We start from the raw sequence: 16,879 nt of genomic DNA, 5'->3' as shown, positions 1-16,879 counted from the left end.
AGTGGGAGTTTTTTGACTTCCACTGATTGTTAGCGAAACTTATCAGGGCGTTAGCGTCCGTTTATCCCCCATTTAGCTTCTTTGTTCTAACTCGAATCTTGAAGTGGGGGTATTACGGACTCATGCACCTTGATAATCATATACACGTTTTCGATAGTATTGCTGTAACTTTTTCGTCGTTTCCCCTACTTGTTGTTGATTAATCGGTCTTTCATCTATTTGAATAATCGGTACAATTTCTAATGGTGTTGCCGTTAAAAAACACTCATCTGCATCATGTAGCTCTTCAACAGCAAATTCCCGTTCATGTACTGGAATACCGAGTTCAGCAGCAAACAGCAACACTTTCTTTCTCGTAATCCCACCAAGAATATAATGATTTGCCGGATGTGTATGTATCTCTCCATCCTTGATCATATAAAAATTAGATGCCCCGCATTCTCTTACAATACCATCTCGGTGGAAAAGTGGCTCATGGTAACCATTTTTTTGTGCTTTCGTACGTGCTAGCACATTTCCTAATAGATTCAACGATTTAATATCACAACGTAGCCAACGAATATCTTCCTGTAGGGTAACCTTCACACCTTTTTCCCACATATCAACCGGCTTATCGAAACGGTCAATCGTCGCATAAAAAACCGCTTCTAGCTCTTCTAAATAAACGTGATCTCTTGGCTGAATTCCTCGTGAAACTTGTACATACAGTTTACCATCTAATGTGAACGTATTCTTTTTAATAAGCTCTTTTAATAATTGGTTTATTTCTGTGCGAGAGAATGGCGCTCGGATCGACAGTTGCTCCATCGAGTAAAATAACCGATCTAAGTGCCAGTCAAGCGCATGCAACTTACCATCATAAATACGGATTACTTCATATACACCATCACCAAATTGATAACCACGATCTTGAAAAGAAACCAGTGTATTTTCTGCGTTTCGCTCTACAATCTGTTTGTTCCAAAGCATATAACCTGTCATGTTATCCGCTCCCTTTTTCTTTTATTTTATCATAACTAAATGAGTATAACGTAAACGAATTCAAAGACAGCTCTATAGAAAAAAAGGGAACATCCTTTTTCAAAAGGAGTTCCCTCATTTCTATTATACGCGCAGAATGATTTTCCCGATATTTTTGTTCGCTTCCATATGTCTATGTGCATCACCCGCTTGTTCGATCGCGAAAATTGTATCGACAATTGGTTTAAGCTTGCCTTCTTCAAAATATTTCGTTGTTTGGTTAATAAATTCTGTTGTTAACTGTGCTTTGTATTCATTACTTCTTGGTGTTAGCAATGTTCCTGTTAATTGAACACGTTTCATCATTAAATCCATCAAGTTCACTTGGTTAACCGTACTACCACCAAGCACACCAATAACAACCCATCTACCATCTACCGCAATGCTCTTGTAATTGTTCTCCCAATAGCTTGCTCCAACAAAGTCTAGAATAAGGTTAACACCTTGACCATCTGTTGCTCGCTCTACTTCTGCGGCAAAGTCTTGTTCTTTATAATTAATTACGACATCTGCACCTAACTCACGGCAATATGATAATTTTTCCTCAGAACCAGCAGTCGTAATAACGCGTGCGTTTGAGAGTACTTTAGCTAATTGAATCGCAGCTGTACCAACACCACTAGCTCCAGCGTGAATTAGCACTGTTTCCGTCTCTTTTAAGTTACCTAGCCAATACAATGTCTGGTAAGCCGTTAGATATACCTCTGGAATAGCTGCAGCCTCTTCAAAGCTTAATGATTCAGGTACTTTCATTGCTCTATCTGCTGGCATCACTGCTTTTTCTGCATATGCTCCACCATTCACTAAGCCCATTACACGATCACCTTTTGAAAAAGTGGGATGGTCATTCGGATCTAGTACAACACCTGCAACCTCCACACCAATAATCGGATTTTCCACATAACCGATATTTCCTTCACGGTTTAAGATATCTGTACGATTTACTGCTGTGGCATGTACTTCAATTAATATATCACTGTCTGTTAATTCTGGTTCCGGCATCTCCGTATAAATTAACTGCTCTGCTCCACCTGGCTCTTTTGCAATAATTCCTTTCATGAGATATCCTCCTCTTATCTACGTGTCAGACTACAATTTTTTTTGCAGGCTTCCCTTCTATTATACCTCATATATCTCAATAGGTAATTGATCAGGGTCCTGAAAGAAAGTAAATCGCTTATTTGTTACGGGATCAACTCTTACATCTTCCACCTCTATCCCCTTCTGCAACAAACTTTCTACTGTTTCTTCTATATTATCTACCGAAAAGGCAAGATGTCGCAAACCACATGCTTCAGGGTAGCTCAGTCGATTAGGTGATGTCGGAAAGGAAAATAATTCAATTATATATTGATTATGTAAAGCTAAATCTAATTTATAGGAATCACGTTCCTCTCTGTATACTTCTTTTATCACATCTAGCTCTAACTTATTCACATAGAAATCCTTTGACTTCTGATAATCAGAACAAATAATTGCTATATGATGAATGCCGTTAAACATGTATCTTCCTCCTCATTTGGATTTATCACGGTGCATGTGTCCGTAATACCCCGACTTTAAGATTCAACTATCACAAGGAAGCTAAGTCAGGGGTAAACAACCTCTCACTTTATACGATCATTGTACACTTAAAAGGAAACGTTAGTAAGCAAAAATGTTAAACTACAGTTAATCATTAGTAGAGCTTACCACAAAAAATTCTTTATAAAGAATATCCTACTTTTATTATCATAGTCTATTCCATTACACACAACCGTTTTTGTTCTGTATAGACATAAAAATTAATGAAACAGTAAGAAAAATGGTGAATTCACCATATAAAACAATCTAATTCGTTATTTTCGCGTAAAAAAAGCGTAAAATGATGGTTTCTATTTTATCTTTCTCTCTATATACTATTAACTAGTTCTTTATAATGAACAAAAACCTCCTCTAATCGTTCTTTATAACAAACAGAAAGGTTTGATAATTATTGAAGAAGCTTATTCTTTGTCTACCTTGTCTATTGTTAATCTTTTTACTTCATGGTCATTCCAAAACATTTAAAATAAACCCATCCAGCTATGATCATCGTACATTCAACCGCACACACGAACAACTAGATATCTTTCTTCAACAGTTAGCCATTAAGAATAAATATAGTGAGGATGGTTGGACATTGATTTGGCAAGAAGAATTCCATGAGGACTTACTGGATACAAAAACATGGAACATCGAAGACTGGGCATCAGAGAAAAATAACGAATTGCAATACTACACGCCAAAAAATATATCCATTACAGCCAATCAATTACAACTAATTAGTAACAAAGAAGACTATAAAGGAAGATCTTACACCTCTGCTGCAATTCATACAAAAGATAAGTTTTATTTTCGATATGGAAAAGTAGAAATGCGTGCAAAGCTACCGAGTGGGCAAGGTATATTCCCAGCTTTTTGGATGATGCCTAATATCGATAATACTTGGCTACCAGAAATAGATATTTTAGAAATGTTGGGGGATAAGCCATATGAAATCTGGATGGTCCAGCACTGGCTAGATAATAATCAACAATTAGTAAGCAGGTCTTCTAGTTACCAAGGACCGAATTATGCAGAAAACTTCCACACCTACTCACTAGAGTGGGCACCAGATTCATTGAAATGGTTTATCGACGGAGAACTACGATTCCAAACCAAGCACTCCAGTCCAGATATGGATATGTACCTTTACGTTAATACAGCAATTGGTGGTGACTGGCCAGGAAATCCTGATGAAACAACTAGTTTCCAACAAGTATTTGAAATTGATTACATGCGAGTTTACCAACAAAAAGGAGACGGGCAAAAATGATATTAAAAATCACCCTTGTATTGTTTGTATTCTTTATCTTTTTTCAATTTGTTTATATTTTATATCCTCTATATGCAGTGAAAGAGAAGGAAAAGATCAAGAAGCTCGGTAATGAGAAAGGAGTTAGCATCATTATCCCTGCCTACAATGAAGAAAAAGTAATTCTTAATTGTTTAGAGGGAATCAGACAGCTAGACTATCATAATTATGAAGCATTATTTGTTAATGATGGTTCAACTGATCAAACATTAGACGTTTTACATACACACTTAGACCTCCAGGTTACGTCAACGAAACTACCTACTGGGAAAATTCCCCATGAAGAAGTAAAAGAAATCTATCAATCTAATCTTTATCCTAACATTTATGTCATCGACAAAAAGAACGGCGGTAAAGCAGACGCACTTAATGCCGGAACAGAATATGTAGCAAAAGAGATTGTCGTCACATTGGATGCAGACAGCATTATGGACTCTATGTCACTACATGCTATCAATGTATCTTTTGAAAATAAAGAGATTGTTGCTGCTGGTGGACTTGTTCAAATACAACAAGGCTATACAGGTGACTTACAAAAACCAAACCCTATCTTTAGTATAAAAGGACTTATCCGTCATCAAGTTCTTCAATATATGACCGCCTTTTATTTACATAAGTTGACACAAGCAAAACTTAATTCTATTACCGTTATCGCCGGTGCATTTGGAGCATTCCGAAAAAAAGCATTATTTGATGTAGATGGGTATCGCCGAACAGTTGGGGAAGATATGGACATTACGCTAAAGGTTCACCGCTTAATCAAAACAAATAAAAATTATAAAAATAACCGGCTAACCTTTATCCCACAAGCAATTTGTTATACCGAATGTCCAGAAAACTTCCGAGAACTCTACAACCAAAGAATTCGTTGGCAAAAAGCATTTGTCGATTGCATTTTTCATTTTAGAAAATCGTTCTTTCGAAAACTAGGATTTAGTCCTTCTTTTTTTCTATTATTTGATTCTTTATTTTTTGGCACGATTAACGCATACCCAACGATTTTGATTCCTGTCACCCTACTTTTTAATCAAGATAATTATATTGTCGCAGCAGGACTTTTCTCTGTCGCTACTTTTTTAGCGATTTACCAAGGAATTGTTACACTTGTCGTCAGTAGAAGGTTCGGTATCATTTATTCAAAAAAACAGTTACCTAGAGTATTATTTTTTATTCCATTAGAAGCAATTAGCTATCGTTTATTAGGCCTACTTTTTGTCACTACAGGTACACTTCTTTACTTCAAAAATAAAAATAGCTGGTATGTTTCTAAACGAGTTGGAACAAAAGAACAAGCATTATTGTTAGAAAAGAAAGCAGTATAGGAGGAAGATTGTTTGAAACGAAGGCTCTTATTTAATCTTACATTTACCGCTATTTTCCTTGGTCTCTTTTCCCTTATTATTAGCTTATTTTATCAGGATGTTGCTCGTGCTTTGGACCAGAATGAGTTCTTCCCAACTAACAAAACGTTCGACTTACAGGCATGCCAACAGTGGCGAAATGAGATTAGCAGCTTTGATCTAACACCGAAAGAAAAAGCAACTGAGATAACTATTTTAATGTACCACCGCGTGATACCAGAAGATAAATTAGAGGATAACCATTTTGAACAGGATGGATCGATCGTTTCTACTATCGTACTAAAAGAAGATTTCGAAGAACAAATGCAACTGTTACACGATAATGGATATATCACCCTTACACTTGAAGAATTAGCATTATTTATTAAAAATGAACTAGATATACCCAAACGAAGCATTGTCCTTACATTTGATGATGGTTTTAAAGATAATGCCATCGAGGTTGCACCAATACTACGTGAACACCATTTTCATGCTACTAGTTTTGTTATTACAGGAGCAGTAAATAAATACGATGCCACCTATGAACCAGGTGAATATCAATATTTTAGTGTTGATGACTTACACAATATATGTGATGTATTTGAATTCGAAAGCCACACCTATAACTTTCATAAAAGAATGGAAGATCATACACCATATCTAACTGGAAAACCTATTGAAGAAGTACGTGAAGATTTAGAAGCTAGTATCATAAACTTAAATGGTCAGAATCAAGCTTTTGCTTCCCCATACGGGGCATTTAATGAGGAAAATTTAGCTCTTTTCAAAGAACTAGGATTTAATATGGCCTTTACTGTTGTACCAGATACGGTTAAGCCTGGTACAGATATCTACCAAATTCCAAGAAAAGAAATCTATCCTCGAGAAACGATAGAAGAATTCAAAGTAAAAATCGGACTGAAGTAAAGCGAATCTTCAATGAGTGGGTGTATAAAGGATGTTTACACCGGGATAAAAAAACGAGAGAGGAGACATTACTACCTCTTCTCTCGCCATATTTGTTCTAATACAATAACAAGTGTCGTACCTACTAATAGACCGTTACTCATGACATTTTGAATAAGTGATGGTAAATCTGCGAATACTTCAGCTGGTAAAAACATCGTTCCCATTCCTATTAAATACGCAATACCAATGATCGTCATTCTTCTGTTATCTAACGGATCGAAGGAAACATTTCGAATCGCTAATCCAACCAATTGAATAAACGAAGCCATTAATGCTGCATTGGCAATTGGTGCTGGAATCGAAGAAATAAATGAAACAATCGGTGGGAAGAAAGCAAATATCATCAGTAATAAGGAAGCATACATAAATGGTGCTTTTCTTGTTTGACCTGTTAAGCCAATAAATCCAGCCGATGTCGTTAAAGGCACATTCGCAATCGAAGAAAAGACACCTGATAAGCTATGGTTCACACCCGTTATGGCTGTACCACGATTGATTTCTTTTTTACGCTCACCATTATTTTTCCCCATTACTTGATCCACCGCAACGATAGAAGCGACCATATTCGAAAGTAAAATAATCGCGATAATAAATGCGATCGGAATAGCACTAACATCAAAGCTTGGCACACCAAAGGCAAAAACATCTGGTAAAGAGAAGAACTGGACATCACCAATCGTTGGTGCTTCCCCTTCGACAATAATAAAAATAACCCAGCCAATCACAATCCCGATAAACATTGAATAATTTTTGACCCATCCTTTTCCAAAGAAGGACAAACCTAATACTACTAAAAAGATAAGCGAGGCAATTATCGCTTCTTTCACTTGAATCGTGTCTGAATCACCTTGAAGACCTAACATTCCTTCTAAGAAAGTTCCACTTAATTGTACGGTTAATAGGAAGAAGAACGTCCCTGTAACAAGTGGTGTAAATATCGGTAAAATAAATTGCGAAATTTTGAAAATACCAAAGATAAATAAAAAGATACCTGTTATGATCATCGTTGTCTCTAACAACTGCAGTGTTTCATGAAATGACGAGCCATCTTGTAAGCCAGTAACTGCCATTACCGAGAAAATACTAATCCAAATTCCTGCTGGACCTTCCATAATCGGCATTTTATGCCCTAAAATACTTTGCAGGAAGGAAGCAAGTCCAACAACAAAGAATGTTCGTTGCATCAATCCAGCAATCTCAGCAAAATCCATACCGAAAATTCCACCAATGACAATCGGTAACGCAACAGAGCTAGCCAATAGAAAGATAAACCATTGAATCGTTTCCATCGATGTTTGTACGAGTTTTCCTTTATTCATGTTGATGCTCCTGTTCTATTGGTTTTATCACGGAGTAAACGTCCATAAAATCCTCACTTCAAGATGCAAGTGAAAACAAAGAAGATAAGTGGGGGATAAATGGACGCTAACGCCCTGATAAGTTTCGCTAGCAATCAGTGGGAGCTTTAACTCCCACTGATTGAAGTCTCACTTTATCACATCTCATACTATATCATGCAGTGGAGAAATCTACAAAAGTACTATTTTAGCATATTTATACTGACGAGCTCATACATACTATATGGAAGCTTTCACTAATCAATTTGTTTACAAATAATTAACATCCTTACCATACATCAAATTGTTTCCCTTAGGCAAAAATGTTTGTTATATTATAAAATAAGTATGAACAAAATGGAGGTAAAGTAATGGCTAAACGCTTGTTATTGTTTTTCTTGACGAACATTCTAGTAATGACAACGATTGTTATTGTCTGGTCTGTAATCACTCGCTACACAGGGATCAGTGGAACCTATAACCTCGATGGTACCATCGATTATACATCTTTGATGGTGTTTAGTATTATCGTCGGTTTCTCAGGAGCACTAATCTCACTCGCTATGTCCCGCTGGGTAGCGAAAATGATGATGAAAGTAAAAGTAATCGATCCAAATGGTCCAGCTAGTGCACAAGAACGTGCCGTATATGAAAAAGTTGAACGCTTATCTCGTGCTGCTGGCTTAGCACATACACCTGAGGTTGGAATTTATCAATCAAGAGAAGTGAACGCATTTGCAACAGGTCCAACGAAAAAGCGCTCATTAGTTGCGGTTTCTCAAGGTCTTTTAGATACGATGGATGATGATGCAGTAGAAGGGGTTATCGCACATGAGATTGCCCACGTTGCGAATGGTGATATGGTGACAATGACGTTACTACAAGGGGTAGTCAATACATTTGTGGTATTCTTCTCCAGAATTGTAGCACATATCGTTTCACGTTTTGTCCGTTCAGAAATTCAGTGGATCGTACAGTTTGCCGCAATCATTGTCTTCCAAATTTTATTCTCTATCCTTGGAAGTCTCGTCGTGAGCGCCTACTCTCGTCACCGTGAATACCACGCTGATAAAGGTGGAGCAGATCTGGCAGGACGCGACAAAATGGCACATGCCCTACGCTCATTAAAAATGTATGTGGACCGTGCCACAATTGATGATCGTTCCGATGACTCAGCTATTCAAACAATGAAAATCAGTAATAAAAGTGCGATGTTTGCATTATTTTCATCCCACCCACCGTTAGAAGAACGCATCGCTAAATTAGAACAACGATAATCGCAATGAAAAGGGGAGCAACAAACAAAGACCCTGCTATTTGATTTACCTTTAGAATAACATTTAATTAATAAAAACCTTATATTGGGTGTTGTCAGTAATCCTTATACAACAGAAGAAAGCAAATTAGTTCTTCAAAATGTTGAATTTGTAAACTTAATATCAATAATTGATTAAAAGTATTTTCAATAAAGTGAGACTTCAATCAGTGGGAGTTTTTGACTCCTGCTGATTGTTAGCGAAACTTATCAGGGCGTTAGTGTCCGTTTATCCCCCACTTATCTTCTTTGTTTTAACTCGAATCTTGAAGTGGGGGTATTACGGACATTTACACCGTGATAAACTACACACAGGGCTATCTATATATAGATAGCCCTGTTCCTAACAACTAATTTTTAACTTGATTCATTTTAATTTTCTTTTCTGCATCAAATGTACATATCCATTTTTTGTCGTTTTCAGAAATGGATACGAATACATACATTTGTCTTTTTGGGTGAATGCCTTCTCCTATGAAACGTGTTTCCCCATATTCATCCACTTCTGAAAGAACCTTATTTACGTCTTCAAAAGCTACTTTTTCACGAATATTTATTTTCGCATTTTTGAACTCTTTATACTGGTCCTCAGTTAACTCTTCATAAAACTTGTCTGCATTTTCGAATTCATTTTCGGAATTATCTGGGTACTTAAAATATTTATCAGATTGTGCTATCGCTCCATTAATACTCGCAAAAGACAGTACTACTCCTATAAGTAAAGTTATATAAATCTTCTTCATTATCATCATCCTCCTTTTTTTACATTTTTCCTAACACATTAAGAAATATGCTAATTCTTTACTTTTTTCATATTGAATACTTAAATACTAACGATATGATAAAAGTAAATATGGTTTAATTTATGGATTCAATCGGGTATAATATAAGTAGATAATCATATAATAATAAAAAACCGCTTGGTGCTGGAACACCAAACGGTTTAGTGCAATAGCCCTTTAAGGGGGCAACTCGCATGAATGTAGAAAAATAACCACACCTTTGCTCGCTAGGCTATGGGTGGGTTATTTTTTTTGGTGAAATGACAAAATAGCTACAATTAACGCTCCGAATGATATTGCGACCATTAAAGCTTCATATACTGTCATACACTCACCCCCTTTCTGAAAGGGAATGAGCCACCACCCATAAAAGCCCTATGCACTTACTTCTATTATAACATTTCCCCGTTGCAACCAGAGTAATTCGACACTATTTTTACTAGTAATAGCAACAAAAAAAGAAGTTATGCAGATAAAAGATGATTCCTATATTGAATAGGGATCATCTTTTTTGATTCCACTGATTATTCGTTTTTATCCCAATACCTTCCTCTTCAAATCCACTCTTCATAAAGATTTGTCGTGGTAGTTTAACCGTTAAATATTCATCTAAGATAACTTTAAATTTCTGAAACTAAAACTCTTTTATATAGTGTAGCAACAATTACAACAAAAAAATTGATAAAAGAGAGGATTTTATCATAAAACTTCTCTCCCTTTTTGTTATTCTTGCATCTCTTTCCACTGTTCTGTATACTCTTCGATCACTTGCTGCCCACCTTCTGCTAACCATTTCTCTATTTCTTGATCAAATCCTGCCTCATCGATTTGTCCTAAGAAATATTGATACGTAGCATCCGTCATAATTTGATTCAACGTCTCTGATTTTTGTGACCATGTCGGTGAATCCAGTGGAGTGGATAAATCCTCTACCAAATACTGATTATTATCAAGGTAGAGTTCTTCCGCTTTTGCCCGTGGTTCATACTCATAATACCCGGTATAACGTCCATTTGTTTCAGGCTCTCCAATTTCAAAAGGAGTATACGGAAGGATTTCTAAATTATATTTATCTTGACTTTCGGGAATTACCTTCGCGAATCCATCCACTACTTCATAATGCTCTCCTTCAATTCCCCAATACAATAGATTAGATCCTTCTGGTGTCATTAGAAAATCAAAGAATGATAGAATTCCTCTCAATTCTTCCTCTGTTTCAATCGACGCTTTCGGGAAAATAAGCATACTTCCATAACCAGGAATTGCTCGTGTGCGGAACTCTCCGTCTGGTCCTTCGATATAATTGTGTACATCGAACTCTACATCAGGATTGATTTCTACTGCATCACGATACATCGGCTCTACATCACTCATTGTTCCAATATAAACACCCGCTGTACCATTTTTGAGCATTTCCTGTTGATCTGTTTTACTCGTTACTGGTGCATCACGGTTAATATAACCATTGTCAAATAGCCTTTTAAAATAATCCATTGCTTCTCGGTATTCTGGGAACATAAATTGTGGCAGTAATTGACCATCCTTCTCTCCCCAGTTATTCGGTGCTCCGTGCCATGTTGCAAAGTTTTCAAACGTTCCTAAAATTTCACGATCTGTTATTCCAATCGTGTCATCCTTTCCATTTCCATTCGGGTCACTTTCAGTAAATGCTTTCATCATTTCGTATAGTTCTTCTAAATTGGTTGGTGTGTCTAGCCCTAAATTATCTGCCCAATCTTTACGGTAAATCAAGCCTTGACGTGATAACGGCCTTCCTGCATATAACGTATATAATTTTCCATCTATCATCATATTTTTCAATATTTCTGGTTTTAATTGATTTAAATTTGGAAACTCCTCTAAATACGGACCTATCTCCCAATACTGATCATCTCTAATTGCCTCTTTTTGTTGCTCTAATGTTACATCCTTTAATAAAAATACGTCAGGTAAACTATTTGTTGCAATCGCTGTATTCAAATTTTCCGCATAATTATTATCAGGAATCCAACGTATATCTAGTTTAGTATTAGTTGCTTCTTCCAAGAGCTCTTCTAGTCTTGTGTCTGGCACTTCTGGTACATGCAAGTTAAACATCATCGATATTTCCTGTGGCTCTGAACCTGTTTCTTCTTTGTTAGAAGAAGTATCATCATTACTACAAGCTACTAACATAAGCAATGCTGCAATACTTAATAGAAAAGCTTTCATACCCCTCATTTGTTTTCCTCCTATTTGGTTTTACTACTTCCAGTTCCCCATTCACCCTACCCCCTCCCACCTCCTTACAATCTGTTTTTATCATTTAACATTATTAGTACACACATTGGTAAAACGCTTTCATTATTAAGGTAATTAATTTCTTTCTAATATATTCCTTGATTATGCATATTGTGCTTTTAAATTAGTAAGCAAATCTCGGCAGGCTTTTTCACTTAATTGTCGAATACGAAAGACAATTACTAATCAAGTGAAGATATGTATCTACATGGTTAGGATTGATACTTTTTTATTCCAACTCGTAAGATGAAACATCATTAGATTAAGGGGTAAGTATTCTAGCTGGACTTCTAGGCTGGAAAGATGAAAATCGGAAGAAATAGATGAGTACGGTGTGCCTTTAATGACATGGAGGATAACTGTTTAGAAGTATGTGAATTTTAGAGGAGTATGGAGTTCTTATCTACAACTTTCCGTAACCCCTTTCCCTCCATTTTTGTGGAGATAGGGGATTACGGACAATTATTTTAGAGTACGTCCATTAACGTGACAACAGCCTGATAGCCAAAATTCAGGCCGAAAATACATAATATAATCCCAGCAGCAATGGTAATCCATTGTATTACTTTGTGATTAAGTCTTTTTCGACTAATATGGGCAATTGCTGCCATTGAGACATCCCATAGCATAATACCAATAAATATCGCACTACTATACAAGAGTGCTTGTTCCTTTCCAATCGTATGTACAGCCTCTGCCAACACAGATCCATAAATGCCAATCCAAAAGATGATATTTAACGGATTAGTAGCTGCCATTAGAAATCCTGTAAAGAATGACTTTATTGGAGACTCGTATTGCTGATTTTCAGCCATACTTATCCCTTTTTTAGCATCTCGTATACTCTCATATCCTAAATAAAGTAAGATAAAAAAGCCAGCAGTCCACATTAGAAGCTTTGGAATAGGCGTTGTCAAAAAATCAGCCAAACCAAAATAGATAATCAACATAAATAAGATGTCAGCCAACATTCCACCGACACCTACAAGCCAAGCATGCCAAAAACCATGATGTATTCCTTTATTAAACTGAGCAATATTAATCGGACCAATTGGCGCTGAAAGTGATATTCCTAATAAAATGTACGAGCCAATTATACTAATCATTATATTTCCCCCACTGTAACCTATAATTTTTATCTAGTTCTTCATTTATAAAGTTGAAGTCGCTTTTATAATAAGAAAATCGGGACTTTTCATCAGCTGTTGATAAGTTTCAGATGCTTGTTCTTGCAATTTCCTTGTTGGCTGTGGCTCCATTAGTTTTTCCATCGCAAAGTATGTTGACGTTTGATTGATTATTTCTGTTAGAGGCCGATGATAAAAGGGAACCTCGTATAGTTTCCCATCTTTATGCCATTGATCAATAATCAACTCAGTAGAGAAGTAGTTTCCATTCTGTAGTAAATGTATATCTGAAGCAGGATGGTGAACAGAAAACAATAAAGTCCCTTCTCGCTTTAAAATCCGTTGAAACTCCTGAAAAGTAGGATGCCAATCTTTTAGATAATGAAGGGTTAGTGAGCTTATGACCATATCAAAACTATCATTTTCAAATGGTAATGGCTCTGTTAAATCATGACAGTGTATCTCTGCTTTCTTATCTACCCGCCTTTTCGTAGCATGAACCATATCAGGACTAACATCGATTGCTACAACCCTTGCACCTCTGTCGATTAATTGCTCCGTATACCATCCCGCTGCACATCCAGCATCTAACACACGCTTATTCTCTAAATTATTTGGCAAAAGTTCTAGCATTGCTGGCCTTTCATATTCGCTATTATGTAAGCTATCTGTGTCTATATTATGTTCATAAACTTTAGCAAGTTGATTAAATGTTTCTGTTATTTTTTCTTTCATCACATCACCTCGTTTATTTTTTCTTTTAAAAATGGTAGCATATTCCTTGTAAATTGTTAACAGAACAGACTCTATTTTTGAAAAACGCTTCCTTTTTTTATATGATGAAAGTAATCATAACTAGAGAGGAGATGTACTATGCAATTAACGGTTTATTTAGCTGGACAAATTCATGATGATTGGCGTAAGGAAGTAGAAGCAAAATCGGAGGAAAAAGGGCTTTCTCTTACATTTGTTGGACCTCAAACAAATCATGATCGCTCTGATAACATTGGAGAAGATATTTTAGGCAAGCAGCCTGGCAACTTTTATAAAGATGATGCCGCTTCTGCCATTAACAATTTACGGACACAAGTATTAATGAAAAAATCGGATATTGTCATTGCACTTTTTGGCGACAAATATAAACAATGGAATACAGCGATGGACGCGAGCACTGCGATCACGTTAAACATTCCAACCATTATCGTCAGACCTGAATCACACATTCATCCATTAAAAGAGCTTTCCAACAAAGCAAACGTTACGGTAGAAACAATTGATCAAGCGATTGATGTGATTGGTTACATTTTTGAATAACATTTAACGCCCTACTCATGTGGGGTTACATCCAAATTTTTGGAGTGCCTCTTGCAACTTTTTGGGGCACTTTTTGTATTTTCAGGTTCTCTTCTTGCAACTAGAAAAGGACTGCCCCCAGGCAGCCCTTTTGTTACTTAGACACGCTAGTCAAGCCGCGTCTTTCAATTAAATTGATGCCAATCCCCATTGCTACAATGCCGATTAGTAGCATAAATAATAAGGATAATGTGATATCTTGGAAATGAGCGTCATAAAAGATAACTGCCATTGTTGCATCCATTGCATGTACCATTGGGAATAAGTCAGCTATAAAGAGTAGCACTTTACTCGTGATGGTCCCTGGATTCATATATGCACCACTTATTAAAGGGATGAGCGGAATCAATGATGGATAAATCGCATAGAACTGTTCAGGCGATTTTACTAAGCCAGTAATAAGCATTGCGATACTAATGATGCTAAACGTAAAAAACATCGAAATCAGAATAAGCAGCCACAAATTATCCCCTAATTCATAATTCATTACATATTTAAACAAAGCTAAGACTACTATAATTTGTATCATGGTAACGAAAAAGCTATACAAGATATACCCAAGGTACATACTTGTTTTACTAATCGGTGATAAAATCATTCGATTCCATACTCCAGCAACTTTATCATTTGTTACATTATTGATTTTTATTCCTGCCAAAAACATAGCTACTAGAAGAGTAAAAGCAAACATTAATTGTGTACTCATATTATAATTAGATACCTCATCACCATCTAATTCTTGAGCAACCACTTGAACAGGTCCATTAGCTAACTGATACTCAATCTCTTCTCTCATCGTATTATCACCAGTAGCACTAATTACAGACTCAATTTGTGCTTCTGCAAGAAACACTTTGTCTACATATTGTTGCATATAGGAAAGCGTTGGAAATTCCGCTTTAACTAACAAACGATAATCCATCTCCATTAATTGGATAGCCAGTTCAATCGTACCATCACTAACCTGTTCACGTGCTTCATCTGGATCTGTTATCTCAAAATTAATCGAGTCATTCTCATTTAATTTTTCTTCCCACTTCTTCTCAATCTCTTCTGCATTCTGCTCCTCACTAAAAATAGCTACCTTTGTTGGTGTTTGAATACCACTAGTAAAAAAGAGCGTACAAAGGATACTACCAACAATTAGTGCAAGGACTAAGAGTGGATTACGTTTATCTTTCGCAAATTGCGCCCATAAGATTACCTTCATGATTCCCTCCCCCTTTTAGGATAAATAACTAATCCAATCAATGTCATGATGATACCAAAGCTGGTTAGTATGATAGAAGGTATAATCAATGATGACCATTGTTGATATTGAAGCCAATCGGTTAGAATGGAAAGGGTCCTTCCGTTCGGTGTCCAGTCACTCATTTTCTGTAAAAAGCCCGGAAAAACAAATCGTGGAACAAAATTCCCACCAAGTAAAGCAAATACCATTATCACAAGGTTTAGTACACCATGGGCTGCTTCCAAATTCGTTATTCGTAGCGAAATTGAGGTAAAAAATGCTGCTATACCTGCTACTGCTAATGCAAAAAATGCAGTAACCAACATCATCCCTAACCAAAATGCCCAAGAGCGATCTGGAAAAACATCTAATAATACATTTGCTAAAGCGAACACAAGCATCATTTGCAGCCACGCTAATAGAAATGTTGAAACCATTTTGCCCATTAAAAATAAGATAGGGTGACTGTTAGTAATTAAAATGCGATCAAAAGCATGTAGTCTAATTTCTTCACTTGTTTTGGATGCTACAGTCATCGAAAGGAACAAAGCAAATAATATTCCCATTGCTATCGTATAATATTGTGCGATCGTGAAATCTTCCCCTGCTCCTAATCGTTCTACTCCACCTTTTGGCTCTATCAGTTCCACCGCATTATCATCAGCTACTTGCCCTATCACAAACTGATAATTCAAATGGTCAATGATTCCTGTAATGATCGTATAGATGGCACCATTACTCATTGTTTCTTCTGTCAACCTGTATTCAAGAGAAACGTCTGGTGACTTCCCCGTTATTCCTGCATATAAACTTTCCACCGTGAACTGTTCTGGAATGACTAGCATCGCATCGATTTCTTCACTAGTTACTTGTTCTTTAGCTTGTTCTTCATTTAATGGATGTACTGTCATCCATTGGTCCATTCCCTCATTTTCTAATGAGTTTTTGATGATTTCTGCCGGCTCGAAATCAAGTGCTTGTTCAGCAATGACCGTAGCTTCTTCAGGCTGAAAATCCCCATCTTCTATTAATTTTTCGGTTAATTCATCTTTCACAGCTACTGACTGGTCCTTATTTACTAAACCTAGTTGTAAATCAAGTTCTATTTCGTCATCATCTATTAAACCTGCAAATGCAAAATTGAAAATAAAGATAAGCACAAGCGGTAGTAATAATGCTATAACGACCTCTTTCCGATCACGTAGAAATAGGAGAATATCCTTTTTTATAAAACTACCCATCTTTAT

At 36.4% G+C, this 16,879-nt stretch carries 16 protein-coding genes; 5 read left to right on the top strand and 11 right to left on the bottom strand.

The window, feature by feature from the left end:
- Positions 1 to 120: 120 nt before the first annotated feature.
- The 3 genes from dat to gloA2 form a co-directional block, all read right to left on the bottom strand.
- Positions 121 to 981 (bottom strand): D-amino-acid transaminase, encoded by an 861-nt coding sequence (gene dat, locus SH601_RS06395; RefSeq protein ID WP_319957443.1) that lies wholly within the window; start codon positions 979 to 981, stop codon positions 121 to 123.
- 123 nt (positions 982 to 1,104) lie between these two features.
- A complete protein-coding gene (locus SH601_RS06390) occupies positions 1,105 to 2,079 on the bottom strand; it encodes an NAD(P)H-quinone oxidoreductase (protein WP_319957442.1) in 975 nt (324 codons plus the stop codon).
- A 60-nt stretch (positions 2,080 to 2,139) separates the two neighbouring features.
- Positions 2,140 to 2,523: an SMU1112c/YaeR family gloxylase I-like metalloprotein gene (gloA2, locus tag SH601_RS06385; RefSeq protein WP_319957441.1), complete on the bottom strand. Its 384-nt coding sequence runs from the start codon at positions 2,521 to 2,523 to the stop codon at positions 2,140 to 2,142.
- 472 nt (positions 2,524 to 2,995) lie between these two features.
- On the opposite strand from gloA2, the gene SH601_RS06380 reads away from it, so the two are divergent.
- Genes SH601_RS06380 through SH601_RS06370 form a run of 3 tightly spaced genes read left to right on the top strand, consistent with a single transcriptional unit; the run spans position 2,996 to position 6,165 of the window.
- The gene (locus tag SH601_RS06380) at positions 2,996 to 3,856 is read left to right on the top strand and encodes a glycoside hydrolase family 16 protein (RefSeq protein WP_319957440.1); all 861 of its coding nucleotides are present in this window, start codon (positions 2,996 to 2,998) and stop codon (positions 3,854 to 3,856) included.
- On the top strand, positions 3,853 to 5,217 hold the full coding sequence (locus tag SH601_RS06375) for a glycosyltransferase family 2 protein (protein WP_319957439.1): 1,365 nt from the start codon (positions 3,853 to 3,855) through the stop codon (positions 5,215 to 5,217). The genes SH601_RS06380 and SH601_RS06375 overlap by 4 nt, the downstream gene beginning before the upstream one ends.
- A 12-nt stretch (positions 5,218 to 5,229) precedes the next feature.
- On the top strand, positions 5,230 to 6,165 hold the full coding sequence (locus tag SH601_RS06370; protein WP_319957438.1) for a polysaccharide deacetylase family protein: 936 nt from the start codon (positions 5,230 to 5,232) through the stop codon (positions 6,163 to 6,165).
- A gap of 71 nt (positions 6,166 to 6,236) precedes the next feature.
- Here the strand turns inward: SH601_RS06370 and SH601_RS06365 are convergent, their stop codons facing one another.
- Entirely contained in the window at positions 6,237 to 7,526 is a 1,290-nt protein-coding gene (locus SH601_RS06365) for a purine/pyrimidine permease (RefSeq protein ID WP_319957437.1), read from the bottom strand.
- Positions 7,527 to 7,915: 389 nt separating this feature from the next.
- On the opposite strand from SH601_RS06365, the gene htpX reads away from it, so the two are divergent.
- Positions 7,916 to 8,821, top strand: a complete 906-nt coding sequence (gene htpX / locus SH601_RS06360) for a protease HtpX (protein ID WP_319957436.1) — start codon at positions 7,916 to 7,918, stop codon at positions 8,819 to 8,821.
- Positions 8,822 to 9,209: 388 nt separating this feature from the next.
- Here htpX and SH601_RS06355 read toward each other — a convergent pair whose 3' ends face one another.
- The 5 genes from SH601_RS06355 to SH601_RS06335 form a co-directional block, all read right to left on the bottom strand.
- Complete coding sequence (locus tag SH601_RS06355) at positions 9,210 to 9,602, bottom strand: hypothetical protein (RefSeq protein ID WP_319957435.1); 393 nt, start codon at positions 9,600 to 9,602, stop codon at positions 9,210 to 9,212.
- Positions 9,603 to 9,884: 282 nt separating this feature from the next.
- On the bottom strand, positions 9,885 to 9,968 hold the full coding sequence (locus tag SH601_RS06350; RefSeq protein WP_319957700.1) for a putative holin-like toxin: 84 nt from the start codon (positions 9,966 to 9,968) through the stop codon (positions 9,885 to 9,887).
- A gap of 396 nt (positions 9,969 to 10,364) precedes the next feature.
- Positions 10,365 to 11,861, bottom strand: a complete 1,497-nt coding sequence (locus SH601_RS06345) for an extracellular solute-binding protein (protein WP_319957434.1) — start codon at positions 11,859 to 11,861, stop codon at positions 10,365 to 10,367.
- 527 nt (positions 11,862 to 12,388) lie between these two features.
- Positions 12,389 to 13,027, bottom strand: coding sequence for a LysE family transporter (locus SH601_RS06340; RefSeq protein WP_319957433.1), 639 nt, complete (start codon positions 13,025 to 13,027; stop codon positions 12,389 to 12,391).
- Positions 13,028 to 13,072: 45 nt separating this feature from the next.
- Positions 13,073 to 13,783 (bottom strand): class I SAM-dependent methyltransferase, encoded by a 711-nt coding sequence (locus tag SH601_RS06335; RefSeq protein ID WP_319957432.1) that lies wholly within the window; start codon positions 13,781 to 13,783, stop codon positions 13,073 to 13,075.
- A 138-nt stretch (positions 13,784 to 13,921) separates the two neighbouring features.
- Between SH601_RS06335 and SH601_RS06330 the strand changes: the two genes are divergently transcribed.
- Positions 13,922 to 14,362: a YtoQ family protein gene (locus SH601_RS06330; protein WP_319957431.1), complete on the top strand. Its 441-nt coding sequence runs from the start codon at positions 13,922 to 13,924 to the stop codon at positions 14,360 to 14,362.
- A gap of 133 nt (positions 14,363 to 14,495) precedes the next feature.
- Here SH601_RS06330 and SH601_RS06325 read toward each other — a convergent pair whose 3' ends face one another.
- Both SH601_RS06325 and SH601_RS06320 read right to left on the bottom strand, forming a co-directional pair.
- On the bottom strand, positions 14,496 to 15,611 hold the full coding sequence (locus SH601_RS06325) for an ABC transporter permease (protein WP_319957430.1): 1,116 nt from the start codon (positions 15,609 to 15,611) through the stop codon (positions 14,496 to 14,498).
- Entirely contained in the window at positions 15,608 to 16,873 is a 1,266-nt protein-coding gene (locus SH601_RS06320; RefSeq protein ID WP_319957429.1) for an ABC transporter permease, read from the bottom strand. Before SH601_RS06320 ends, SH601_RS06325 begins: the two co-directional genes overlap by 4 nt.
- Between the last annotated feature and the right edge of the window lie 6 nt (positions 16,874 to 16,879).

Source organism: Gracilibacillus pellucidus, assembly GCF_033949965.1.
GTDB lineage: Bacteria > Bacillota > Bacilli > Bacillales > Amphibacillaceae > Gracilibacillus > Gracilibacillus pellucidus.
Note: the sequence above shows the minus strand (reverse complement) of the source record. Positions and strands in the feature narration are given on the sequence as shown.